Source organism: Chryseobacterium lactis, assembly GCF_003815875.1.
Classification (GTDB): Bacteria; Bacteroidota; Bacteroidia; order Flavobacteriales; family Weeksellaceae; genus Chryseobacterium; species Chryseobacterium lactis.
In genome coordinates this window covers 4624930-4648933 of the sequence record NZ_CP033924.1, presented here as the reverse complement: position 1 = coordinate 4648933, position 24004 = coordinate 4624930, and the positions used below count along the sequence as shown (strand labels likewise).

At 34.7% G+C, this 24004-nt stretch carries 23 protein-coding genes; 9 read left to right on the top strand and 14 right to left on the bottom strand.

What is annotated here, in order from left to right:
• Window positions 1-435: 435 nt before the first annotated feature.
• Window positions 436-3294 (top strand): aminomethyl-transferring glycine dehydrogenase, encoded by a 2859-nt coding sequence (gene gcvP / locus EG342_RS20740; protein WP_103292856.1) that lies wholly within the window; start codon window positions 436-438, stop codon window positions 3292-3294.
• 123 nt (window positions 3295-3417) lie between these two features.
• On the opposite strand, the gene EG342_RS20735 is transcribed toward gcvP, so the two are convergent.
• The 7 genes from EG342_RS20735 to EG342_RS20705 form a co-directional block, all read right to left on the bottom strand.
• Window positions 3418-3930, bottom strand: coding sequence for a hypothetical protein (locus EG342_RS20735; protein WP_103292855.1), 513 nt, complete (start codon window positions 3928-3930; stop codon window positions 3418-3420).
• Between the two features lie 202 nt (window positions 3931-4132).
• The gene (locus EG342_RS20730; protein ID WP_103292854.1) at window positions 4133-4372 is read right to left on the bottom strand and encodes a hexameric tyrosine-coordinated heme protein; all 240 of its coding nucleotides are present in this window, start codon (window positions 4370-4372) and stop codon (window positions 4133-4135) included.
• A gap of 89 nt (window positions 4373-4461) precedes the next feature.
• Complete coding sequence (locus tag EG342_RS20725) at window positions 4462-5100, bottom strand: Crp/Fnr family transcriptional regulator (protein WP_103292853.1); 639 nt, start codon at window positions 5098-5100, stop codon at window positions 4462-4464.
• Window positions 5101-5317: 217 nt separating this feature from the next.
• Window positions 5318-5497: a hypothetical protein gene (locus EG342_RS20720; RefSeq protein ID WP_103292852.1), complete on the bottom strand. Its 180-nt coding sequence runs from the start codon at window positions 5495-5497 to the stop codon at window positions 5318-5320.
• 572 nt (window positions 5498-6069) lie between these two features.
• Complete coding sequence (locus EG342_RS20715) at window positions 6070-6510, bottom strand: hypothetical protein (protein WP_123868146.1); 441 nt, start codon at window positions 6508-6510, stop codon at window positions 6070-6072.
• Window positions 6511-6517: 7 nt separating this feature from the next.
• Complete coding sequence (locus EG342_RS20710) at window positions 6518-7264, bottom strand: YggS family pyridoxal phosphate-dependent enzyme (protein ID WP_103292850.1); 747 nt, start codon at window positions 7262-7264, stop codon at window positions 6518-6520.
• Window positions 7261-7980, bottom strand: a complete 720-nt coding sequence (locus EG342_RS20705; RefSeq protein ID WP_103292849.1) for an AAA family ATPase — start codon at window positions 7978-7980, stop codon at window positions 7261-7263. The genes EG342_RS20710 and EG342_RS20705 overlap by 4 nt, the downstream gene beginning before the upstream one ends.
• A 1149-nt stretch (window positions 7981-9129) precedes the next feature.
• Between EG342_RS20705 and EG342_RS20700 the strand changes: the two genes are divergently transcribed.
• A complete protein-coding gene (locus EG342_RS20700; protein WP_103292848.1) occupies window positions 9130-9465 on the top strand; it encodes a DMT family transporter in 336 nt (111 codons plus the stop codon).
• Here the strand turns inward: EG342_RS20700 and EG342_RS20695 are convergent.
• Together EG342_RS20695 and EG342_RS20690 are read right to left on the bottom strand one after the other, a co-directional pair.
• On the bottom strand, window positions 9462-10118 hold the full coding sequence (locus tag EG342_RS20695; RefSeq protein WP_103292847.1) for a glycosyltransferase family 32 protein: 657 nt from the start codon (window positions 10116-10118) through the stop codon (window positions 9462-9464). The two genes, EG342_RS20700 and EG342_RS20695, sit on opposite strands and share 4 nt — an antisense overlap.
• Window positions 10119-10827: 709 nt before the next feature.
• On the bottom strand, window positions 10828-11199 hold the full coding sequence (locus tag EG342_RS20690) for a hypothetical protein (protein WP_246008673.1): 372 nt from the start codon (window positions 11197-11199) through the stop codon (window positions 10828-10830).
• Between the two features lie 249 nt (window positions 11200-11448).
• Here EG342_RS20690 and EG342_RS20685 point away from each other — a divergent pair, with 249 nt between their 5' ends.
• Window positions 11449-12525, top strand: a complete 1077-nt coding sequence (locus EG342_RS20685; RefSeq protein WP_103292845.1) for a sensor histidine kinase — start codon at window positions 11449-11451, stop codon at window positions 12523-12525.
• A complete protein-coding gene (locus EG342_RS20680; RefSeq protein WP_103292844.1) occupies window positions 12525-13247 on the top strand; it encodes a LytR/AlgR family response regulator transcription factor in 723 nt (240 codons plus the stop codon). Before EG342_RS20685 ends, EG342_RS20680 begins: the two co-directional genes overlap by 1 nt.
• 230 nt (window positions 13248-13477) lie before the next feature.
• Here the strand turns inward: EG342_RS20680 and EG342_RS20675 are convergent, their stop codons facing one another.
• Window positions 13478-14212 (bottom strand): DNA-formamidopyrimidine glycosylase family protein, encoded by a 735-nt coding sequence (locus EG342_RS20675; protein ID WP_103292843.1) that lies wholly within the window; start codon window positions 14210-14212, stop codon window positions 13478-13480.
• Between the two features lie 114 nt (window positions 14213-14326).
• Window positions 14327-14953, bottom strand: coding sequence for a class I SAM-dependent methyltransferase (locus tag EG342_RS20670; protein ID WP_103292842.1), 627 nt, complete (start codon window positions 14951-14953; stop codon window positions 14327-14329).
• A 204-nt stretch (window positions 14954-15157) separates the two neighbouring features.
• Between EG342_RS20670 and EG342_RS20665 the strand changes: the two genes are divergently transcribed.
• Together EG342_RS20665 and EG342_RS20660 are read left to right on the top strand one after the other, a co-directional pair.
• On the top strand, window positions 15158-16513 hold the full coding sequence (locus EG342_RS20665; protein WP_103292864.1) for a deoxyguanosinetriphosphate triphosphohydrolase: 1356 nt from the start codon (window positions 15158-15160) through the stop codon (window positions 16511-16513).
• A 133-nt stretch (window positions 16514-16646) separates the two neighbouring features.
• On the top strand, window positions 16647-17585 hold the full coding sequence (locus tag EG342_RS20660) for an SPFH domain-containing protein (RefSeq protein WP_103292841.1): 939 nt from the start codon (window positions 16647-16649) through the stop codon (window positions 17583-17585).
• Window positions 17586-17728: 143 nt separating this feature from the next.
• On the opposite strand, the gene EG342_RS25545 is transcribed toward EG342_RS20660, so the two are convergent.
• A complete protein-coding gene (locus EG342_RS25545) occupies window positions 17729-18343 on the bottom strand; it encodes a DUF4377 domain-containing protein (protein ID WP_246008672.1) in 615 nt (204 codons plus the stop codon).
• Between the two features lie 148 nt (window positions 18344-18491).
• Between EG342_RS25545 and EG342_RS20645 the strand changes: the two genes are divergently transcribed.
• The 3 genes from EG342_RS20645 to EG342_RS20635 all read left to right on the top strand — a co-directional run bounded on the left by EG342_RS20645 (window position 18492) and on the right by EG342_RS20635 (window position 21600).
• Window positions 18492-20513 carry a DUF3857 domain-containing protein gene (locus EG342_RS20645; protein WP_103292840.1) on the top strand — a complete coding sequence of 674 codons (2022 nt, stop codon included), beginning with the start codon at window positions 18492-18494 and terminating at the stop codon, window positions 20511-20513.
• Window positions 20514-20667: 154 nt separating this feature from the next.
• Window positions 20668-21129, top strand: a complete 462-nt coding sequence (locus EG342_RS20640) for a lipocalin-like domain-containing protein (protein ID WP_103292839.1) — start codon at window positions 20668-20670, stop codon at window positions 21127-21129.
• A 24-nt stretch (window positions 21130-21153) separates the two neighbouring features.
• Complete coding sequence (locus EG342_RS20635; RefSeq protein WP_103292838.1) at window positions 21154-21600, top strand: hypothetical protein; 447 nt, start codon at window positions 21154-21156, stop codon at window positions 21598-21600.
• Between the two features lie 131 nt (window positions 21601-21731).
• On the opposite strand, the gene EG342_RS20630 is transcribed toward EG342_RS20635, so the two are convergent.
• Together EG342_RS20630 and EG342_RS20625 are read right to left on the bottom strand one after the other, a co-directional pair.
• On the bottom strand, window positions 21732-22067 hold the full coding sequence (locus tag EG342_RS20630) for a DUF962 domain-containing protein (protein ID WP_103292837.1): 336 nt from the start codon (window positions 22065-22067) through the stop codon (window positions 21732-21734).
• 152 nt (window positions 22068-22219) lie between these two features.
• Window positions 22220-23902, bottom strand: a complete 1683-nt coding sequence (locus tag EG342_RS20625) for an APC family permease (protein ID WP_103292836.1) — start codon at window positions 23900-23902, stop codon at window positions 22220-22222.
• Window positions 23903-24004 lie beyond the last annotated feature (102 nt).

Genomic DNA, 24004 nt, shown 5'->3' with positions numbered 1-24004 from the left:
TCATAGGTAAAAGGTTTAGATTATTAGTTTTTAATAAAATATTTAATGAATACAGATACGCTTAAAATATATTTAAACTACTATCTGTCAATAGTCTATTTTTTTAATTGTTTTGCATTAATCCCTTAATGGTGAAGTGAAACTACAAAATTATTTTAAAATTGATTTTTGTAATAATTTTCATTTAATTGAAATTTTTACAATATTTTCAACTAATCATTTAATGTTTTATTAGTAATAAATATTTAATATAGATTGTTATTGTTTATAAAATCAATTTAATTATTAAAGTAAATGGATTGAATTTTAACACTTGTTATTAAAAGATTACTACAATTTTTACGTTCAATAAACCACAGTTCTAAGCTGTTGTACAATCGTGCAAAAAATTGTAATTTTACACATCTTTTTACAAACAAAATCTAATAAATAAAAATGAATACAGAACAGTTTGTGAGCCGTCACATTTCCCTTAATGAAGCCGATAAACAGGCGATGTTGGAAAAACTTGGCGTTTCTAGTATTGAAGAGTTAATTTCTCAAACCATTCCTTCTTCTATCCGCTTAGAAAAAGATCTTGAGATCTCGGAACCGCTTTCAGAGTATGAAATGCTGAACCACTCAAAAGAATTGGCATCAAAGAATGTTGATTATACGAGTTACATCGGATTTGGATATCATAATACTCTTTTACCATCAGCTATTCAGAGAAATATCTTTGAAAATCCAAGCTGGTATACAGCCTATACGCCGTATCAGGCAGAAATTGCACAGGGAAGACTAGAAGCCCTTCTTAATTTCCAAACGGTAGTATGTGATCTTACTGGTTTTGCACTAGCTAACGCTTCTCTATTGGACGAATCTACTGCAGCAGCAGAAGCAATGCACATGTTCTTCAACAACAGAACAAAAGATCAGAAGAAAGCAGAAGCTAATAAATTCTTCATTTCTGATCTGGTATTACCTCAAACCGTTTCTGTACTAAAAACAAAAGCTGAAGGGTTAGGAATTGAAGTAGTGATCGGGGATCATAAAACGCATCAGTTTGATGGTTCTTACTACGGTGTTTTATTACAATACCCTGGAAAAAACGGAATTGTTCTTGATTACACTGAAAATATTGTAGAATATAAAAAATTAGACCTTCAGGTTGCTGTTGCTTGTGATCCGATGGCTTTGGTAAAACTAAAATCTCCTGCGGAGATGGGTGCTGACTGTGCCGTTGGGACAAGCCAAAGATTTGGTATTCCATTAGGATACGGAGGACCTCACGCAGCATTCTTTTCTTGTAAAGAAGATTACAAAAGAGATATTCCCGGAAGAATTATTGGTGTTTCTCAGGATATGTATGGAAAACGTGCACTGAGAATGGCATTGCAAACAAGAGAGCAGCACATCAAAAGAGAAAGAGCAACTTCCAATATCTGTACTGCTCAGGTTCTTTTGGCTGTGATGGCTGGAATGTATGCCGTTTACCACGGTCCAAAAGGATTAAACTATATCGCTGATCAGATTCACTTTAAAGCCAATGCTTTGAAGAATGGTCTTATGGCATTAGGATATGAAACTGCTGAAGAACCGATCTTTGATACTGTAAAAATCAATATCTCTGAAGACGAGAAAGGAAGATTGATGAGAATGATGCAGGATCATAAAATCAACCTTAATTATTTCACAGAAGGTGTTGTAAGTATTGCCATCAACGAAAGTACTACATTGGAAAAGTTGAACTATCTGATGACTTCTTTTGCTCAGTTTAAAGATAAGCAGGCTTTCAAATTAGAAATTAAAGAAGGATACAGCATTCCGGAAGAAAACTTAAGAAAAGACGAAATTCTTACGGAGTCAGTATTCAACAAATACCATACAGAGACAGAATTGATGCGTTACATCAAGCGTCTTGAAAGAAAAGATTTATCATTAACACATTCCATGATCTCTTTAGGATCTTGTACAATGAAATTGAATGCCGCTACTCAAATGTTACCACTTTCGTGGGCAGATTGGGGAAGTGTTCACCCATTTGTACCGGTAGATCAGGCTGGAGGTTACCAGCAGATGATTGCAGAGCTTGAAAAAGATCTTGCGACAATCACCGGTTTTGCAGGAACTTCATTACAACCTAACTCAGGAGCTCAGGGAGAATATGCAGGATTAATGGTTATCAGAGAGTATCATATTTCCAGAGGAGACCACCACAGAAATGTAGTATTGATCCCTCAGTCTGCACACGGAACAAACCCGGCTTCTGCAGCAATGGCAGGAATGAAGATTGTGGTTGTTAAAAATCTTGAAAACGGAGAAATCGATTTCGAAGATCTTAAGGCAAAAACAGAACAACATTCAGAGAACTTATCTGCGGTAATGATTACTTACCCTTCTACTTATGGATTCTTTGATGCAAACATTAAAGAAATTACCAACTTAATCCACGAACATGGAGGACAGGTATATATGGATGGTGCTAATATGAACGCTCAGGTTGGATTTACAAGTCCAGGAAATATCGGAGCAGACGTTTGTCACCTGAATCTTCACAAAACATTTGCAATTCCTCACGGAGGAGGAGGTCCTGGCGTGGGTCCTATCTGTGTTGCTAAGCACTTGGTACCATTCCTTCCTTCTAATGCGAATATTAGAATTGGAGGTAAAGAAGCTATTGAAGGTATTTCTGCTGCACCATACGGTTCAGGATTGATCCTTAACATTTCTTATTCTTATATTAAAATGTTGGGAACTGAAGGTCTGAAAAAGGCTACAGGACACGCGATCATGAATGCCAATTATCTGAAAGAAATTCTAGCAGAGCACTTCCCGATTTTATATTCAAACGAGAGTGGAAGAGTTGCTCACGAATGTATCGTAGATTTCCGCCAGTTCAAATCGTTAGGAATTGAAGTTGCTGATGTAGCGAAGAGATTGATGGACTATGGGTTCCATGCTCCTACCGTTTCTTTCCCGGTTGCAGGAACATTGATGATTGAGCCTACAGAATCTGAAAGCAAGTCTGAAATTGATCGTTTTGCAGAAGCATTGATCTCTATTAAGAAAGAAATCGATGAAATTGCAAACGGAGAAGCTGACGCTGCTAACAACGTATTGAAAAACGCTCCTCACACAGAGCAATTGGTAATCTCTGATTCTTGGGATAAGCCATACAGCAGAGAAAAGGCAGCTTATCCATTAGAATGGGTAAGAGACCATAAATTCTTCGCTTCTGTATCAAGAGTAGATGAAGCCTATGGAGACAGAAACTTAGTATGTACTTGTGAGCCGATTGAAGCTTATATGTAATCTTAGTTTTTAAAAATAACAAATCCCTTTCAGTAATGAGAGGGATTTTTGTTTTTTATATGTCATTGCGAGCGAAGCGTAGCAATCTCAAAATCAGGTGTGTATAATCAACGTTTTTTTCTATTAATTCCATTTTGCTGTAAAAGCAACAATCATAAAATAAATGGCTAGCATTATTATATTGGTAATTAAATTAACCAGAAAGAATGGCTTTAATAACTTCCATCCGCTCAGTTTTGTTTTTAATGAAAGCCGGTAAAATGGAAATTCAATAATCAGAGTAGCAACAAAACTGCATAGAAATCCAATAAAGAAACCTCCCAGTTCATATTCACCTACTCTTGATTTCATGCCCCAGAAGTCAGGATATCCGTTGGTCATAGAAAAATGAGGCGCAATAAAGTAATACCCAATAAACATGGAAATGTAGTTGGCAGCAATGATCAGCCATTTTCTGTTTTGAAGGTTAAATTTGTCTACAAGAAGCTTACTCTCAAACGTTCCGATTATAAAGTTGATCCAGATTAAATGTAAAAAACTAAACCAAATCATAGGTGAACCTGCATTGGCTAAAAGAAAATTCGGAATCAGTAAGAGAATCAGCGGAAGGTATTTTTGGTTATTGTTTTTGGTCATATAATTAAAAATGAATAGATGCAGACTAGAGTGCCTTATTGAGAGAGGCTCCGGTTCATTGCGTGTTGGTAAAAATAATAAATTCTATTGAAATACCCCATAAACAGTACTGTTGATGGAGTAATATCATATTTAAAATCCCTTTCATTGTATTGAAAGGGATGTTTATTGTAAGAATATTCCAGTCTTAATGTCTGATTAATTATTTCCAATAATTATTGGCAGCTGCAATGGTAGCAAATTCTATAGCCACAGTCTGCCCTATAGCAATGAGCATAGATGCGTCATCTGCATATACCGGGCGTAATTTTTCCCGAACCGCTGCATCAGGCTGTGTTACTTTAATAATTAATCTGGCCATTTTTACGGCTAATTGTCTTCCTTCTTCAGGGGTTTTTGTTAATAAAGAATTGTTCGGGACTAATTGGACTTGTTCACTCATTGTATTGTTTTTTAATTTTGAGGTATTATTTTAAATCTATTGTTCTTTTGATGACACAAATATAGAAGACATCACCTTCAATATCAGTATCAAAAGTCACTGATCAATAACTTTATTTTTCTATGATCCTGTATTAGTTTTCCATCCAGTTCAATCTTTTTCATCAATCGGGAGATTACTTCTCTTGTTGTTCCCAGATCATCCGCAATACTTTGATGTGACACTGCTAGTTCATAAGTACCGGAAACTCCTGCTTTTGTTTTCAGGTAATCCCAAAGTCTGTCTTCCAGTTTATAACAGATGATCTGCTTAGTAGTGTACTGCAAATCATTGTAATGTTTTTGAAACTCATTCATGATTAAATTAGTAAAGGAAGGATATCGGACAAGCCATTCCTTGGCCTTCTCAACAGGAATATGCAGAATAATTACTTTTCCTTCCGAAACAGCAGAAAAATCAATAGGATCCTCATTAAACAAATGGGCAAAACTGAAAATACATGATGCGCCTTCCTGAATGTAATACAGTAGAAACTGTGTGCCATCTTCTTCACTGTAAACTTTAACGTAACCTTCAAGAACAATAGGTAAATAGCGGATAAGCTGCCCTTGCTTTACAACAAAATCATGCGCCTGAAGCTCTTTGATGATCCCGAAATTTTCCATTTCGGAGAGCAGTTCTTTTCCAAAATCAGGCAGGCATTTTTGAAGAATGTTTGTATAAGTCATAAGTTGAAGTACATTTTATGATATTGAAAATATGGAGATTTTCATATCCGTATATATCAAAGGTACTTAATAAAAATAGTAAGCATCAAGCTTTTTTTTTAAACTTAAAAGAAGAATTGACTATAGTGAAGAGTGTAAAGAAATAGAGCCTTTATCAATAAGATATAAGCACCTCTCATGTTGAGAGATGCTTTTTTTACTGGTTATATACACCAGGTTATTTTTTCTTGGTTGTATAATAAACGGCTAAGATGGCAATTCCCACAATCACAAAAGTGATGACGGAAATAGTTTCCATTGATATTCCGCTTTTGTTCGATGAAGAAGATTCTTGTGAGCACGAAGAAAAGAACAATAGTAGGGCTAGCAGGTAGCCTGCTGGGGTTTTCTCAATCATAAGTGTATTTATTTGGTTCTAAAGGTTTTATGATCAATAATTATACCGTGTTTTTGCCTTTTGAAAAGGGATTTGTTTTAAATTAATAATGCTTGTTTTTTTGTTTATATTTCACAAAATATCAACAATAATTTAATGATAATATCCTTTATCGTGATAAATTTTAAGAAGGCTTACTTTCAATATTCTGAAAGAAAAAATAGAGGTTATTAAATTATAAAAGGCGATTAATTCAAAAATATATTTTCTGATCTAAAAATAAAGACACCTCTCAAAATAGGAGAGGTGGAGTAAATTTATTGTAGTTTCTTTACTTAATTATCTTCTCTTATAGCTGTAAGCAACTACAATTGCTACGCCCATAGTGAGAACCGTTATAATTGAAATAGTTTCAATTGAAATTCCACTTTTCATCTGTGTGTTTTCTTTTTCACATGAAAAAAAGAATAATACTGTCATTAATAGACAGCCCGATAGTAATTTTTTAATCATAAATGCATTTGTTTGGTTATTAATAATTTATCATCAAAAAGTATACCGAATTAGTAGACTAAAGTGCAGGATTATTGAATTCAATTTTCATTGAGCTTTCCAGTGATTTTATTAATGACCATCTGATACTGCAAATAGCTTACAATCGAAAGCAGAATAAAAAACAGACTGGGAATTACCATCTCTATAATTCTATGGCCAACAAGGAAATGTAAAATTAAGAAAAGGATAAAGGCATAGATCAGATTAAATAAAAGAGGATAAAATGCCTCTATTTTGTAAGTAAGGGTTCTTGTACTTTCATTGTAAATAAAGTACTCTTTGCCGGGAGATAATACAAGAGGAGATCGGTTTGAAAAATCCAATTTGAAAAGACTGTCTTTTCCAATTACCATATTGTCCTGGATATTTATATCGTTGATTTCTCTTTCCTTGAATAAATCACGGGCCGCATCCATTACATTTTTTGATGTTTTGTTAGCTGTTATTTTTCTTTCAAAGGTATAGTTAAATGAAAACATACAAATTTTATTCTTTATTTTCAATTGTTCCTTCATTCCAATAATAGCTGTCAGGATGCATTCTTGCTCCAAATACGGCGGTTCCCACTCTCACAATGGTGGATCCTTCTTCAATGGCAGTTTCCAGGTCTCCACTCATTCCCATAGATAATTCTTTCATTTCAACATTGGGAATGTTTTCCCGGATGATTTCCTGCTGTAAGTTTTTTAGTATTTTAAAACATTGTCTGACCTTTTCTGCTTCAGCGCTGAAAAGACCAATAGTCATCAAGCCTTTTATTTTTAACGTTGGAAATTGAGAAACGTTTTTAATAAGCTCAATGGCTGCACCGGGATTAATTCCGAACTTACTTTCTTCATTTGAAGTATTGACCTGAATTAAAACTTCAAGCGTTTTATTGTCGGCCGAAAGTCTTTGATGTAATTTCTCCGCCAAATCCAATCGGTCAAGAGATTGAATGCAGGTCACCTCATACTTCAGAATATCTTTGATTTTATTGGTCTGCAAATGTCCGATAAAATGATTTTCATGAAGAGTACCTTTTAATGCTTCATATTTTTCTTTCAGTTCCTGAATTTTATTCTCCCCAATTAAAGTCTGTCCGTTTTCCAATGCAATTTTAATCCGATCCGGAGAAACTGTTTTTGTGGCGAGCAATAGCCTAACCTCATTTGGATTCCTTCCTGCTTTTTCACAGGCAAGATTGATCCGGTTGTGGATGATTTCAAGGTTGTGGAGAATATATTTTTTCATGACTGAATGATTTCTTTTGCTTCCAGTTTTTGTATCAAGCCTGCTTTTACAGAAGTAAGAGCATGGTCTTTAGCTTCTGCAAAAGAAACAGCATACTTTCTCTCAATCTTTTGCAGATCCTCCGGAAATCGATTGAGAAGTTGATCATAATAGCTGTCCAGGAATTCAGCAGAAGGCATTTCGTAATTGATCTTTAGCTGAAAACGTCTCAATAGGGCAGTGTCAATAATCTCAGGATGATTTGTGGCACAAAGTAGCAATGCATTTTCCGGATAATAATCAATTAATTGGATCAGGGTATTAACCAATCTTCTCATTTCCCCCACATCTTTGTCGTCACTTCCTCTTGCTTTTCCGATTTGATCGAGTTCATCGAGGAATAAGACAGATCTTTCCCTTGCTGCTTTATCGAATATCATTTTAATATTCTGGGATGTTTCTCCAATTCTTGATGAAACAATATTACTTAAATTCAGGATGATAATATTTTTTCCCAGCGCATGAGCCAGAGCTTTTGCAGTCATTGTTTTTCCGCAACCTGAACTTCCCTGCAGTAAAATCTTATTATTAACCGGTAATCCATATTCCTGAAGTTCCTTTACATAGGTGTGTTCCTTAATAAGCTGTACAAGTTGATCCCTGTTGTTTTTATTAAGAAATACTTCATTGAGGCTGATTTGTTCTTTGTCCTGAATAATGAGGTTGTAAAGATTCATGATGAGAATTAATTGATTCTTGGATTACACAAAGATAAAGCTTTATACAATGACGTTTGATATCCTGAATAAGAATAAACAGGTAGGCCAGAAGCAGATCATGAACGATCAATCATTTCGTCTCTGAATTTAACTTACCAGCAGGATGATTCAGCATATAAAAAGATAAGCCGGACGAATGTCCGGCTTATCTCATTTGGATATTAAAACTTGTTATGAAACTAAGATCTTTTTGCTATGTTTTTGGGCCCTTTTACCCCAATGAGTAAAAGAGCGATTCTGATTTCTCAGACTAAAAACATAAAACAATATAATTAGTATAGATATTCTATAGGCTTACTTTGTTTTTAGAATTAGTTTCTTTCTCTTCTTACTGTCATGAAATATGATGTGAACACTACTAAACATGTTGCGATACCGATATAAGTTACCATTTTGTATTATTTTTAATTATTTGACTTATTTTTATCAATTTTTCAATTGCAATATTACAGCTTTCAAATCATGTGCCAAAGTAAAACACTATGATGTATATCAGTGTATTAGGGGTATTGGTGTTCATTTATTGGTGAATTTTTGTTTACAATAAGTTAATGTATTATTGAGAATTTAATAATATATTTATTACTCTATCTGTAAATTTTTGTGAAAATAATAACCGTTTAATGACTTCTGTATTGGACTTGATAAAACAAATAATAAATAATGCGTCGCATAATATTGTAAAAACGCTTCTTTTTTGATGTAAAATTTTAGCGTAAAATAAATTTCTATGTTAAGAAAATTTATTTTTCTCCTTGATATTTTACCAGAAGTTTTGTCAGTTGTCAGATTTCATGACAGAGGGAAATATTGATTTTAAGACATAATTGGAATAAATTAGCAGTAGGGTCCGGTTTTTTTTAGAGAGATTATAGCGTATAACTTGTTTTAATTGAATGAGTTAAATTGGTTGAAAATTTTCAGCTTCAAATTCTTTATAAAAAACGATTCTTACATTCTATGATGTTTTGTTCTCTGAATGGTGATAAATAAAAGGTCTTGGGAAGGAATAAATTGAGAAAATTTCTACGTGGTTGAGACGCGTTTTCTTGATTATTTTTGGCGCTACAAATTTGCTTTTCCTACTTTTGTATAAAGAACAGACTTATGGGACGCAGTTATATTTTTCTTGCTTTGGCAATCGTATTTGAAATTATAGCCACTACTTTTTTGAAAAAATCAGAGGAATTTTCAAAGCTGTGGCCATCGATCGTAACTGTAGTAGGATATACCTGTGCTTTTTACTTTCTGAGTCTCACACTTCGTCAGATTCCTGTGGGAATTACCTATGCCATTTGGTCGGGGGTAGGAATTGTCTTTATAACGTTAATCGGTATCGTAGCATTCAAGCAGATTCCGGATATGCCGGCCATTATCGGAATTGCCCTTATTATAATAGGAGTGATTATTATTAATGTATTTTCAAAAATGGGAACCCATTAAGCAATAATGTCCTGCGTAGTCTGAAGTCGTTTCCAGTGTTGCGATTTGTTTTTGTACAGAAAAAATTTCCCCAGTTTATACTTGAATTGTAAATAACCACGGAATTCAATGCCATCAAACAAAGTGTATGGAATATGTGGGTTTTCTTTTAAAGCTTGATTTATTCCTTTCGTAAATACAGTGGGCCCTGTTGTGGCATGTATGTCATTGGGATAACGGTGATTTTCTATATTATCAATCATCAGTTCCAGCGTTTTCTTTAAAAAAGGATGGCCTTTGCTGAAGATAAGTCCCCATTGTACATATAGATTTTCGTGCCTTTCCACACTGATTACAGCTTCATCTTCCTCTTTTATGAGTTGTTTCAGAGGTTTGGTAATTGAACTGTCGATATCCAGATATACACCTCCTTTTTTATACAGAATAGCATACCTGAAAAAATCAGCTTTTGCGGCTCCAATGGTTAATCTATTGTAGCAATTGATATACTTTGATGGAAATTTTTCGGTTATAAATTGCTCAATTGCGGCATCATCGTAGAAATAATAACTATATTCAGGGTTTTTCCTTTTGATATTCCAGATGTGAAACTTTGTAAGTAAAGGAAGCTTTTTGGTTTTAAAAGTCTGAAATATTTGCTTGGGTATGGGCATATTCTATCTTTTTAATCATGTTTATTTCTTAGTCCCTGAAATGCTTTTTCAAGGGTGATTCATGTTTGATAGAATTTCATGGAATTGGCTTTATTGTTCTTTTTAATTTTGAATTTTTGCCTTTTTAGTTAATATTTTGATGTTTATTTTTTATAATAGTTAAAAATTTTAATCAATATTAAATGGTTTTTCTTCCCTTCTATTGATGTATTTGCCAGCAATTAGTTGGAATTTAAACTGTTAGAGTGGCCTCCCGATTTTTTTATTTTTTTGATACTACGAAATTAAAATGACGAAATTAGAAGCTCTTGTGAACCGAATTAAAATGTCATTAAGAAGATTAGAACCGGATTAGAAAATTGTTAACCAAAATTAATATTGGGAATTAACCAATATAAGAAGGAAAAAGAAGGATTGAATACGTAACGAACATAAGGAATATGAGGTCATAGTGCTTTATCTTTCTGTTTTCTGAAATTATAAAAATACCTGTACTGAAATAGAATGACGATTGATAAGCACACTTTTAATCCCTTTGGTTCCCATGAAATTTCCTGCAAAAAATGCACGTAATTTTACCGGAGGTTTGCGCGATCGTAGTTCAGAAGTGAAATGAAGAATCTAAAGTATGAATGAGATTCTTCCTTCGTCAGAAATCAAAGATTCGGCGTAGCCAATGACAATAGTGTAAAATTATATATAAGTACCATTATTTTAATGAATAGATTATGGATTGGAAGAAACTGAATGAAAAAATCCTGTCATAGAAAATATCCAGACTGTTTTCAATAATAGCATCAGTGTAGACTGCCTTATTCGAAACAGGAGTCTCTTCTACAAAAACAAACCAAAGTTCAGAAAGGTCATATCTTCTTTTAAACTCTTCAGAAGCATTACTGTCCGGAACAGGAGAATGTTTCAGGTCGCAAAATACAATTCCTTTCTTACAACTTTCCTGTTCTATAATATTAATGGGATGATGAATATATTCCATGATCCTTATCTTAGGATCAAAACACTCTACGAAATGGTGCAAATCGATCAGCTGTATTACTTTTTCTTCCTGTTGAGATGCTGTCATGAAAAAACATTCTGATGATATTTTTTGAGTCAATTCTTGAAAAACCATTAATTCCATATGCATTTTTTAATAGCACAAAGAAAAACAGAAAACTGAGGTGCTGATTTGTTTTTATACGAAATGGCCGGGATTTTATACAAAACCGGGATTCTTTATATTAGTATAATAAAATACAGGTTTGGTATAATAAAATAGCTGTAATGTGTGGTATTGCTTATTTTTGTTAATGCGAAAAAGCAGATCCATCTTATGAAATATACTTCCTGGAAATTTAAAGAAACAGCCGTAATGGACTTTTTAGTGGAAGGAAAATATACCTTGCGCAGACATTTGCTATTCCTTATTTTCTTCTTTTTTCTGCTGTATAGTGCCAGATTCTGGCATGGGTACTCCGGTGTATATCAATACTATGTTCTTTTCTTCGTATACAGTGTGCTTATCGCTATGGTATATGTTAATATTTATGTGCTGGTGCCACGTTATTTCTTTAAAACACAATATATTACTTACCTGATATTACTTGTATTGATGGGGGTTGTTGGGATTAAAATCATTGGTTACGGTTTTAAAATCTTTTTTATTGATTTCAGGATTGAAAATTTTCAGAATGAACGAGAAAGAGGAAGCATGTATGAAGGTGTTTTCATGTGTATTCCTATCATCCTGACCACAACTACCATCAAGCTTTTACAGAAATGGATCAGTGATAATAAAAAAATCAATGAGTTGAGTAATCTTACCTTACACATGGAATTGAATGAGCTTAGAAACCAGATCAATCCTCATTTTTTGTTTAACATGCTTAATAATGTAAAAGCATTGATCAGGACGGATCCTGAGAAGGCATCGGTGGTTATTGTCAAGCTTTCAGAATTCCTGCGGTATCAGCTTTATGAAAATAGTGAAGAAAAAACGTTGCTCACTTCAGAAATTGATTTCCTCGCCAATTTTTTAAACCTTGAAAAGATAAGACGCGAAAACTTTTCTTTTGAGATTCATTCCGAAGGTGATAAAAGAATCATTAACAGTACATTTATTCCACCGAATTTATTTACCACCTTTGTAGAAAATGCAGTGAAACACAGCGTTGATATCAATGGCAAAGAATCTTACGTAAAAATAGAGATAAAGGTAGATGCTCATAACGTGAGCTTTATCTGTGTAAACTCCAAAGATCCCGGCTATTCTGTTTCCGACAAAAAAAGCAGTGGCCTGGGACTTGCCAATATCAAACGAAGACTTGAACTTCTTTATCATGATAAATTTGAACTGAATATGATCTCTGAAAGTAAAGAATATATTGTCCTTTTAAAAATTTCTGTATGATGAATTGTATTATAGTCGATGATGAACCTCTTGCAAGATCAGAAATGCAGTCTCTGATCGGTGAAACCTCAAAGATTGATATCCTTGGTGAATTCTCCAATGCACTCTCTGCACTCGATTTTTTGAAAAACAATGAAGTTGATCTTATCTTTCTGGATATCGAAATGCCCATGGTAACCGGACTGGAATTCGTTGAAATGCTCCCAAAAAAATCTCTGATCATTTTTACCACAGCCTATTCTCAGTATGCCTTAAAAAGTTATGAACTTGAAGCGGTAGACTACTTATTAAAGCCTATTGATCCTCAAAGACTGGAAAAAGCCATTGACAAAGCAGTATTGTATACCGATCTTTTATCTAAAGACACCGTTAAAAATACAGTGGAATCTAATACGGAAGATTTCTTATTTATCAAAGCAGAGCGGCGTTTCTACAAAATCAGTTTTGCTGACATTAAATTTATAGAAGGTCTGAAAGATTATGTTGTCATCCACACCAAACAACAAAAGCTGATAACAGCTATGAACCTTAAAACAATTCACCAGAAAATTTCTGGGGAAAATTTTTTACGGGTCAGTAAATCATACGTAGTGAATGTAGATTATATTGATTCATTTGATAACCATAATATATACATTGAAGAATCCGAGATTCCTATAGGAGAAGTGTACAGAGCTGAGTTTTTTAACAAATATGCAGGTGGCTTTCTGAATACGGACTAGATTTGATGAATGATAAATGATAAATGATGATTGATGATTGATGATTGATGATTGATGATTGATGATTGATGATTGATGATTGATGATTGATATTGCTGTTATATACTTATCCGAAGATTTATATGAATAGGAAAGGGTTTTAACCCTTTCAAATAAACAAATCAAATTCATTTGGCTTTAGCCGAAACTTAAATACAGGTGGTGAAGATCTGTTTGAAAAACACTGTTTTTCAATAAAGTGTCTGATCTTTTTCGCAGTAAAAACTTCTCCTTTTTCCTTTGCCTGTTTGTTTTTTAATGAGTTTTTGTCCGCAAATAGGGCAGGTAGATTTCGTATGAACCAACCAATGTTTTTTTAAGGTAAACTCTCTTTTCCATTCCAGAAAATCAAAACTATAATTTCTTGCTTCTGCGATAAGTGATTTTATTTTTTGAGGAGGCAGATTTCCAAGTAAGCTTTCAGGTTGTACACCAATTCTGAAGAGTACTTCATTTTTAATAATATTACCGACACCGGAAAATATATTCTGATCCATTAATGCATCACAAACCATCATTTCCGGATTGGCTTTCAATTTCTTTTTAGCCTTTGCGGGATTCCATTGGTCACTCATTACATCGGCTTCCCAATCAATGGAAGATAAAAATTCGAGGTCGACAGATTTTACCGAACAGGTATAAAAATACATTCCGCCTGTTGAGAAAATTAAGGCAAGACGTAGACTTTGATCTGGTTTGGTTTGTTCGTCAATACTGTATGAACCAAACATCAAAAGGTGAATCCTGATCGCTGCATTGTCAAATATAAGATAGGTTTGCTTTCCGAAAGTGCGTATTTCAAGAAGTGTTTGACCAATAAAGATTTCTTTATCAAACTTGGCATTACCTGAAGCTTCTGTTACTTGTTTTCCAACAAATGGCAGCAGGTTTTCTTTCATTAAAAGTATGGAGGGACCTTCTGGCATAGCATTTAATTTGTATATAAAGTCCAAATACTATTCCGTAAAGCTGAAGTTGTACCTTTTTCAATGGATCTGAAATGGAAAAGATCAGACTTACTTACATCTGATCTTTTACATTTATTGCTTTTGTCCCACAAAACGAATGACAGAGCCGGTGCCGTTATGGAATAAGCCTTCATTAAGTTCGATTTCCATTTCTTTAAGCTCTATAATATCAAAATCGGGGAAATCAGATGTAATTTCCTCAATGGAAAATAAAGACTCAATATCCTTTGGTCCACCTACTTTTTCATTTCTGGCAATATATTCAAGGTGATTTTTACTGAACGCTTCAAAAATGATAAAACCTCCTTTTTTCAAATATCGGCTCAATGTTTTATGCATTGCCGATTTGATGTTGGCAGGGACATGAGCATAGATCAGAGCGATAACATCAAATTGCTGTTCCTGATAATGTAAAGAAGATAATTCGCCTACCTGATAATCCAGGGTTACCTGATGTTGTTCTGCGAGTTGTAGCGCTTTCTTTTGCCCATTGGCACTAATGTCGAAAGCAGAAGCCTGCCAGCCTTTTGTCGCTGCAAAAACGGCATTACGGCCTTCACCTTCGGCGGGGAAAAGAATGGTTCCCGGATGTAGTTTGTTGAGTTGTTCTTCCAGATAATTATTAGGTTGTATACCATAAGCAAACTGATCGTTGCTGTATCTTTCATCCCATCGGTCGAGCCAGATTTTGTCTGTCATTTTGTAAAAGAATTTAAATGGATTATTGTTTGGATTAATAAGTTCTCATTCCTTATTAATGAATACCAAATGTAGACTATTTTCTGCCGTTTTTTAACCATGAAAAATCAGTCATAATAATAGATTTTTTGAATGATGGTAGCATTTAATAAAAATCTAAATACTATTCCGTACAATTAAAATTTGGAGTAATTTTGAAAAATGATGAATTTAAACCAGATTTTTACCAATCAACGTACAGGAAACAATCCACATACTAAAGCTTCAAGAACTGATTTTCAACGGGATTTCGACAGAATCATCTTCTCTTCTGCATTCAGAAGATTACAAAACAAAACTCAGGTTTTTCCGTTGCCAGGAAGTGTGTTTGTACACAACAGGTTGACCCACTCCCTGGAAGTTTCATCTGTGGGAAGAAGTTTAGGAAGTATTATTGGTGAATTTATTGCGGAAGATTATAAAAATGAACTTACTGAGGATTCAAAGAATTTTTATCTATATAATTTAGGAAATGTAATTGCTGCAGCGTGCTTATGTCATGATGTTGGAAATCCCGCTTTTGGGCATTCCGGAGAAGATGCCATTGCAAGCTATTTTGAGAGGAATGAAAAAGATCTGAAGTCAAAGTTTAATGAAAAGGAATGGGCAGATCTGGTTAACTTCGAAGGAAATGCCAATGCCATCAGGGTACTGGCTCAGCAGCAGCAGGGAAAAGATGAAGGAGGTATTCAGCTTACTTTTTCTACGTTGGCAAGTATTGCCAAATATCCTTGTGAAGCTATTGCCAAGAAAAAAGGGATTATTCACAGAAAGAAATTTGGTTTTTTCCAGAATGAAAAAGATATTTTCCTGGAAATTGCTAAAGGAACCCACCTGATTTCTGAAAGTGAAGAACCTCATATCTTTAAAAGACACCCGTTTGTATGGCTGGTAGAGGCGGCAGACGATATCTGTTATAATATTATTGATATGGAAGATGCTCACAGACTGGGAATTGTTTCCACGGCAGACTGCGAAAATCTTTTCTTCGAACTCATAAAATCAGAAAGCAATGATATAGACAGAGTAAAGAATAAGCTGACTTCCATTTCCAACGAAAACGAAAAGATTTCTTACCTCAGAGCAAAAGCGATTAATGCATTGATCAATAAATCATTAGAGATTTATAAGCAAAATTTTGAAACGATTCTGGAAGGGAATCTGGATAAAGGACTTCTGGATGTTTATAAATCTGAAAATACTGCTTTACAGGATATTGAATCGTTCTCTATTGAGAAAATTTACAATCACAAAGCTGTGGTAGAAATTGAAAACGCAGGGTACAATGTAATGTACGAGTTGCTGGATCATTTCATTCCTTCTATTCTGAAGCCGGATGAAGAAAGAAAATCTTACGACAAAAAAGCTTTAAAGTTGCTTCCGAGACAGTTTGTGTATGAAAACGGAACAGACTATCAGAAAGTCCTGGGGGTTATTGATTTTGTTTCAGGAATGACAGACAATTACGCTACTGATTTATACAGAAAAATAAAAGGGATCGATATTGGAATGACGGTTTAGTTTGAAAATAAGTAGTATATTTATAAAGACGGCTTAAGCTTGTTTAAAAAATAAAAACTTTTGAGGTTAAAATAAATTGATTTTTTTTTAACAAAACATAAAAGTTGACTACTTATTATTAAAACTATACACTATGGGTATTTATCTAGCGCCCGTTATATTCTTCGGGCTTATCATTTTATTCGCTTCGTTTTTTGTTGTAAAACAGGAAACGGCAGCTATTATAGAACGTTTTGGGAAATTTCAGGGAGTAAAACATTCCGGGCTTCATCTTAAATTGCCGGTTATTGATCAGATTGCCAAGAGACTGAACCTCAGAATTCAGCAGCTTGATGTGATGATTGATACCAAAACACTGGATAATGTTTTCATTAAAATGAAAATTTCAGTTCAGTATCAGGTGATCAGAAATCAGGTAGGAGACGCTTTTTATCGTCTGGAAAATCCCGAAAATCAAATTACTTCTTTTGTATTTGATGTCGTAAGGGCTGAGGTTCCGAAGTTAAAACTTGATGATGTCTTTGTAAGAAAAGATGATATTGCAGTTGCTGTAAAAAGTGAACTTCAGGAAGCAATGAACAGTTATGGATATGACATTATCAAAGCTTTGGTAACAGACATCGATCCGGATGAACAGGTAAAACATGCCATGAACAGGATCAATGCCGCTGAAAGAGAGAAAACAGCCGCTGAATATGAATCGGAAGCTCAAAGAATCCGAATTGTTGCCGTAGCAAAAGCGGAAGCAGAATCTAAAAAACTACAGGGACAAGGAATTGCAGACCAAAGACGAGAGATTGCCAAAGGGCTTGAAGAATCAGTACGAATGCTCAATAATGTAGATATTAATTCTCACGAAGCCTCCGCATTGATTGTCGTAACACAACATTATGATACATTACATTCTGTAGGAGCAAGCAACCGAAGCAGTTTGGTTCTCCTTCCCAATTCACCTACTGCAGCAAGCAATATGCTCAATGATCTGGTAGTGGCAATGACTACAGCCAACACGGTAGGAGAGTCTACTAAGGGAAAATATCCTGAGCCTCCAAAGAAAGAGACCGGCTATTAAAGTGAAAAATTGAAAGTTGAAAATTGCTGAAGTTGTACATAGAATTTTGATTTTTTAAAGTCAATTCTACATGAGAATTACATCTTCAGACTTTCTTACCAATAAAAAAGCTTCAGAAATTTCTGAAGCTTTTTTATGTATTATTATTTCTTTGTTTTAGAAACCTGCTCGATCAATGTATATTTTATTGAAGAAGCATCTGCCGGTGGATTGGCAATTTTTTCTGTTTTTACTTTCAGAACATATTCATATCCGGGCTCATAGGTGAATCCTTCAATATTGCTGTAGAAATTCGTCCAGTTCTCTGAAGCGTTCTCTTTTACCTGCATACATTTCATACGTCCTGCTCCTGCTGAACAATCAACTGTTTGTGCTCCTACAATGATTGTTTTTTCATTTGCAGCAACAGCCTCTTTTTTAACTTTAGAAACTTGTTTTACCAAAGTATACTTCACGGAAGATCCGTCTGCCGGAGGATTTGCGATTTTCTCTGTTTTTACTTTTAAAACATATTCATATCCCGGCTCATAAGTAAATCCTTCAATATTCGTGTAGAAATTTGTCCAGCTTTCAGAAGCTTTTTCCTTTACCTGCAGACATTTCATAGGGGCTACTCCTGTACAATCTGCCGTTTGTGGTCCTACGATGAATGTTTTTTCATCAGCTGCAGATACCCCGCTTGTCGTTGTACATTGTGTCATTGCGAATAATGCTAATGCGGGTACTGTCCCTTTTAGAATTGTTGCTATACTTTTCATAAACTTAATTTTAGCCCATACTTGGCAATTACCATGCCGAATTTTTTCCGTTAATTGTCGCAGTTCTACTATTGTTTTTTAGTTTTTTAATCATTTAATTTGAAGTTCACAATAATTATAACCAAAAAACAAAATTCTTACAATAAAGATGGACAATCAAATTCAAGTTGAAAATTACAAGATTCAACAACCTGAAATGTGGGCAGGAAATATCGGAGACCAGGAAATAAAAGATCGAATCAAGGACTCTGAATTTGCCAGAAAACAAATCGAAGAAGGCAGGGACTACTGCTACTTTTTAGACAAAAAATACTACAGCAGCAATACGGAAAACAGCGAATACATCTGCATGGCTTATACCCTGAACGAACCGGGAAACCTGGAAAGGGCTTCTGTTTCTGATGTTGTCGTTGAAGAAAACGAGGTATATCAGATTCATAGGATCAGTGTATTAAGAGACGGTGTGCTTATCGATAAAATTCCCGATACTAAAATAAAAGTGCTGGATAGCGAGAATCAAAGCAGTGGTGGGATTTTGAGCAGTAATAAAAAGATCAATATTACCATAAAAGATCTTAGGTTGTATGATGTTTTGATTCTGGAAGATACTCGTGTAAAAGAGTTTACAGATCGCGATTTTCTTAGAAAAGAGTTTTCAAAATATGTTTGGGTGAGCCCTGATAATTACTGGGCGTACGGAAGCTTTAAGTTTACTTTTATTAATGAACGTGAACAGCAGATTACTTATAAAAAGACGTTTTTCAGAGATGAGCAGGGCAATGTGCTGGAACCGGAAATTAATTATTTAAAAAAAGGAGACCGCTTTGTTATTGAAGAAGAGAATTATATTAATCCTGTAGACTCCGGACGTGAAATTTTTCCTTATATCGATTTTGCAACAGAAAGTAACTGGAAAGAGCTTTCCAATTATATCGTTCCGATGTATGATGAAGTTTTCAGCCTGGCTTCTCTAAAGGATTTTGCTCCCAACCTTATCGAAAAGATTGATGCTATTACAGATCAGGATGAAAAGCTTGAGTTTGCTATAGAATATGTTCAGAATCATATCTATTATATTTTCAATGCTGATGAAATGAACGGACATAAACCACAAGCACCATCTGTAACTTATGAAAACAAGCAGGGTGACTGTAAGGCAAAATCAGTTTTACTTAAAGTTATTCTCGATTATATCGGAGTGGATGCGTCTGTAGTATTGGTTAATTTTAATACAGATTACTATATCAAATATTATTTGCCTTCATTGCTGAGCTTTAATCACGTTGTTGTAAAAATAAATTATAAAGGAGAAGAGTACTTTATTGATGCGACGATTCGGGATGAATTCGGATTGATTGAAAATAGAGGATTTATCTATTTCATGCATTACCTGGAAGTGAAAAAAGATCAGGAATTGCAGGTAAGAAAACCATATAAATTTCCATATTACTGTGTGAACGAAAAAGCAGATTTCAATGTTCAGGGCAATACCGGAAAACTTAATCTTGTTACCACATACAGAGGAAACAGAGCCAATGCGATGAGAAGGTATTTTAAAAATACCAATAAAAGAGAAATAATAGACAGCTGGAACAGCTTTTTGTTTTATAGTCTTAATTATTCTAATGACAGAAACGGAACTGATGTCCGGAATGTTTTCAAAGACGCCGTCATTGATGTAATAAGTGATGATAAAAAGCAAAATGAACTAACGATCCAGTATTCATCTTCCGTTGATAATCCTTATTATACGGATCCTCAAGGGAATCGTTTTCTGATGTATTTCGACAGAAATCTGGTGAAGGCAAGCGCCAGGGATTTTATGCACAAAGATTTACCTTTCTGGCATAATTTCGATAGCGAAAAGTATGAAATTAACCTGTATACCGATCAGAAAATTGATACAGACGAGAAATATACAGTGCAGGAAACTACCATTGCTAACCCATATTTTGATTTTAAAAGCCGTAAGAAAATTGCTAAAACCGGAGCTACTGTTTTCATCGAGTACAGTCCTTTGGTCAACCTTGAAATTCCACAAAGTGAGTTTGAAAGATTCAGAGAAGATCATCATACGATAGCAGACAGTAATTTTGGATTAGGAATCGATATTATTGAAGCAGGTTTGATGAATAGGCTTAAATTCAGTTTTAAGAAAAGATTTAAATAAAAGCTGAAGCTTACTATTCAAAGTTTAAAATTTTGAGGATTCGGCGGGCAGCGAAGCTGCCCGCCGAATCCTTTTACTCAATAATCAAAGCCTCTTTTTTATTCAATTATCGTATCTTCGTTAAAATAAAATAGCACAAATTTCTATACATTCAATGATGCATAAAATATTATCTGTTGCCTTTATCGTGGCAATATCTTCTGTTATTTCCGCTCAAAAATTAAAAAAAGAAAATGTCATCGGTTTCTGGAAGTTAAAAGAGGCTGGTTTCTATGAAAATAAAAAGAAAGTTGTAAAACAATTTGATAACTGTCGTCTTATGAGGAATTATGCGCTCCGGGAAGACGGTTTTGCTATCTATAATTATGTTGAAGGAAGTGTAGGAGATTGCAGCCCGTCTGAGCCAAGGCTTTCTTTCTGGAGAATTGTAGACAATAGGATTCAGTTTTATGTGGATGATAAAAATATTCTTGAAGAAGTAGAAGTTACCTTGAATAAAGACAAAACAATTATATTTTCAAGCTACATTCCGGGAAAAACCATTGTTAAAGGAGATCCTTTGGCTGAAAAAGTTATGAATACCGTTCATTACGATATTCTGGAAAAACTATATTGATTGTAAACATTAAATTTTTGACTTATGAATTATGTAACAGCAATCTATCTCCTGAATCTTGTAATCTATGCCGTATATTTCTTTGGAAAGACTGAGGGAGAAACGGACTTATCTGTTGTAGACTTTCTTATTTCAGGAATTTTATCTCTTCTTCTGATCTTTGCAGGATATCTCAATGCAAAAAAAAGAATGATCTACAGAACTGTTCTGTGGATGTTTTTTGTGAATGTATTTCTTTTCATTTGTTCAGGTATATTCGACCAGTTCGGAAGCGATTTTAATATTCTTTCTACAAATAATAGTGACAGTTTTATTTTTACATTGGCGCTCATTGCTTATAATGGATACCTTTTTCCTTTAACGTTAGTTCTTGAAGGTTCTGGTCTGGCATTGATCTGCCCGGTGGTATTATCTTTTATGCTCCCGTCATTGGGATATTGGATAGGAAAGAGACTTCATTCAAACAAATAATTGAATCTAATATTCGGATTAATGAAAAGAGGTTAAGCAAGGATGTCATAATCCTTGGAAATGCAAACACTCTTTGCCATTCCAGAGAATCTTAATCTAATAGGGTGTAGATCCAAAAGAAAGGAGTTCTATTATTGATTCTGTGGCTTATTATCAGGCATTATAAACTTCTGTCTACCAATCAGCAGTTCAAAAAAAAGTCTGAAATCTGAAATCAAAGACCACAGTGGATACTTAAAAGTGGCAGGCTTATTTCTTTCAATAACCGCATGACTGAACCAGGCAAATCCATACCCAAAGATCGGAATATACCACAGAAATCGTTCTTTTCCGGAATTGATTACATATCCAATGACCAGAAAGACGAGAAGAGTACCGATGAAGTGAAAAATGCGGGTTCCTGTTTTACTATGTTCAGTAAGATAGAACTGGTAGAAATCTTTGTAGGTTTTAATTCTTTCAGACATGGTCGTTTAGTTTATTGATTCTTTTGAAGTTATAGCAATAATTTTGCCGATTTCTACCGGATGACAAAAAGAAAAAGGCAAAATAACAAATCAGTCTACCGGTGGTTGATCCTTTTTGCTATTTTGCCTTTTAGAGCTTTGCTAATTATCTCTTAGCTATTTTTTAATTCTTTTCCTAATTTACTGTTTTTATAACCATAACAGAAATAGATGACCATTCCTACCAGGAACCACATTCCGAACCAGAACCAGTTCTCGTGGCTCATTCCCGTAAGCAGATATAAACAAGAGCTTAAACCAACCAATGGAATTAATGATAAATTCTTTATAAAAGTAAGGATGCAAAGTCCCAGATTGAACAGGATAAAAAAGAAGATGGATGCTCTGAATTCCCCTTCTTTAGGATCAGACCAGTCTGTCAGCGTATGGAAAAACTCCGGCTGCCAGTAATAAAATCCAATCAATCCACCGATGAAAACAACCGGGAAAATGATTTTACCATTCACATAAGGAAGGTGAAATCTACCCTTTATTTTTTCTTTAGCAGGAAGCATAAGTACACCTGCACAAACCAGTACAAATGCGAAGATGGTTCCGATACTTGTAAAATCAAGAATGAACGTTTTATCGGTAAATAAAATTGGAATCCCCACTACAATTCCTGTAACGACTGTTGCGTAGGAAGGGGTTTTATATTTAGGGTGAACTTTTTGAAATCTTTGAGGCATTAATCCGTCACGGCTCATTGCGTACCAGATTCTTGGCTGTCCCATCTGGAAAACCAGTAATACGGTGGTAATGGCTACAATGGCCACAAAAGAAACGACAAGTTCCATCCATGCTACATTCGCATTGGTCTTTTCAAAAATAAAAGAAAGCGGGTCGCCCACACCATCGAATTTTTTGTAATCCACCATACCCGTTAAAACTAAGGTAAGTGCAATATAAATCACGGTACATAAAACAAGAGAAATGATCATCCCTTTTGGTAATGTTTTTTGTGGATCTTTTGTCTCTTCAGAAAGTACACTTAAAGCATCAAAGCCAATATAGGCGAAAAATACTCCGGAAACAGCACTCATTACTCCCGCAAAACCATTCGGCATAAACGATGGAGTTCCCGTAGTCGGACTTATCGGAGTCCAGTTATCTGTATTGATATAAGCAAAACCAACCAGAATAACCAGTAAAATCACTCCCAGTTTTAAAATTACCAGTGAATTGTTGAAGTTTTTACTTTCTTTCACTCCAACATAACATAGCCACGTAATTAATCCGTTGATGACTAAAGCCGGAACGTCTACAATGAATTTTAAACTTCCAATCAAAGGAGCAGTGTTCCAGGCATTTAATAATTCTTTATTTTCTGAGCCGTATTGAAAGGCTTTTCTGGCTTCCGTATAGCTGCAGGTCAGGTAGTCGGGAATGTGCATTCCGATACGACCTAAAAAGCTGGTGAAATAATCAGACCAGGAAAAGGCAACATAAATATTTCCAAAGGAATATTCCATGATCAGTGCCCAACCGATAACCCAGGCTATCAGTTCCCCGAAACTGGCATAAGCGTAGGTGTAAGCAGAGCCTGCTGTAGGAATTCGGCTGGCAAATTCAGCATAGCATAATGCAGTAAAACCACAGGCAAAGCCACAAATCAAATATAAAAGGATTACGCCGGGGCCACCTCTGAAAACGGCTTCTCCCAAACTGCTGAAGCTTCCAGCTCCTATAATTGCCGCAATACCAAAAAATACAATGTCCCAAACGCCCAAGACCCTTAAAAGGCCTGTTGAAGTATCTGTATCTGAATAGATTTTTCTTCTAAAAAGTTGACTCATTCAATAACTATATTTGATTTGAAAAAAAGCAAATGTAATGATTTTTTATTTTGGTGTTAACAGTCGTTAACAACATTTGACTAAAATCGCTTACTTAGGAAC

What these genes read in the sequence shown, in the direction of transcription:
- EG342_RS20690 (WP_246008673.1), bottom strand. Translation starts at nt 11,199, where the DNA reads ATGACAGCATCTCAACAGGAAGAAAAAGTAATACAGCTGATCGATTTG.
- EG342_RS20680 (WP_103292844.1), top strand. Translation starts at nt 12,525, where the DNA reads ATGAATTGTATTATAGTCGATGATGAACCTCTTGCAAGATCAGAAATG.
- EG342_RS20730 (WP_103292854.1), bottom strand. Translation starts at nt 4,372, where the DNA reads ATGAGTGAACAAGTCCAATTAGTCCCGAACAATTCTTTATTAACAAAA.
- EG342_RS20710 (WP_103292850.1), bottom strand. Translation starts at nt 7,264, where the DNA reads ATGAAAAAATATATTCTCCACAACCTTGAAATCATCCACAACCGGATC.
- EG342_RS20640 (WP_103292839.1), top strand. Translation starts at nt 20,668, where the DNA reads ATGATGCATAAAATATTATCTGTTGCCTTTATCGTGGCAATATCTTCT.
- EG342_RS20625 (WP_103292836.1), bottom strand. Translation starts at nt 23,902, where the DNA reads ATGAGTCAACTTTTTAGAAGAAAAATCTATTCAGATACAGATACTTCA.
- EG342_RS20670 (WP_103292842.1), bottom strand. Translation starts at nt 14,953, where the DNA reads ATGACAGACAAAATCTGGCTCGACCGATGGGATGAAAGATACAGCAAC.
- EG342_RS20665 (WP_103292864.1), top strand. Translation starts at nt 15,158, where the DNA reads ATGAATTTAAACCAGATTTTTACCAATCAACGTACAGGAAACAATCCA.
- EG342_RS20725 (WP_103292853.1), bottom strand. Translation starts at nt 5,100, where the DNA reads ATGACTTATACAAACATTCTTCAAAAATGCCTGCCTGATTTTGGAAAA.
- EG342_RS20630 (WP_103292837.1), bottom strand. Translation starts at nt 22,067, where the DNA reads ATGTCTGAAAGAATTAAAACCTACAAAGATTTCTACCAGTTCTATCTT.
- EG342_RS20645 (WP_103292840.1), top strand. Translation starts at nt 18,492, where the DNA reads ATGGACAATCAAATTCAAGTTGAAAATTACAAGATTCAACAACCTGAA.
- EG342_RS20695 (WP_103292847.1), bottom strand. Translation starts at nt 10,118, where the DNA reads ATGCCCATACCCAAGCAAATATTTCAGACTTTTAAAACCAAAAAGCTT.
- EG342_RS20700 (WP_103292848.1), top strand. Translation starts at nt 9,130, where the DNA reads ATGGGACGCAGTTATATTTTTCTTGCTTTGGCAATCGTATTTGAAATT.
- EG342_RS20720 (WP_103292852.1), bottom strand. Translation starts at nt 5,497, where the DNA reads ATGATTGAGAAAACCCCAGCAGGCTACCTGCTAGCCCTACTATTGTTC.
- gcvP (WP_103292856.1), top strand. Translation starts at nt 436, where the DNA reads ATGAATACAGAACAGTTTGTGAGCCGTCACATTTCCCTTAATGAAGCC.
- EG342_RS20635 (WP_103292838.1), top strand. Translation starts at nt 21,154, where the DNA reads ATGAATTATGTAACAGCAATCTATCTCCTGAATCTTGTAATCTATGCC.
- EG342_RS20715 (WP_123868146.1), bottom strand. Translation starts at nt 6,510, where the DNA reads ATGTTTTCATTTAACTATACCTTTGAAAGAAAAATAACAGCTAACAAA.
- EG342_RS20705 (WP_103292849.1), bottom strand. Translation starts at nt 7,980, where the DNA reads ATGAATCTTTACAACCTCATTATTCAGGACAAAGAACAAATCAGCCTC.
- EG342_RS20675 (WP_103292843.1), bottom strand. Translation starts at nt 14,212, where the DNA reads ATGCCAGAAGGTCCCTCCATACTTTTAATGAAAGAAAACCTGCTGCCA.
- EG342_RS20660 (WP_103292841.1), top strand. Translation starts at nt 16,647, where the DNA reads ATGGGTATTTATCTAGCGCCCGTTATATTCTTCGGGCTTATCATTTTA.
- EG342_RS20685 (WP_103292845.1), top strand. Translation starts at nt 11,449, where the DNA reads ATGAAATATACTTCCTGGAAATTTAAAGAAACAGCCGTAATGGACTTT.
- EG342_RS20735 (WP_103292855.1), bottom strand. Translation starts at nt 3,930, where the DNA reads ATGACCAAAAACAATAACCAAAAATACCTTCCGCTGATTCTCTTACTG.
- EG342_RS25545 (WP_246008672.1), bottom strand. Translation starts at nt 18,343, where the DNA reads ATGAAAAGTATAGCAACAATTCTAAAAGGGACAGTACCCGCATTAGCA.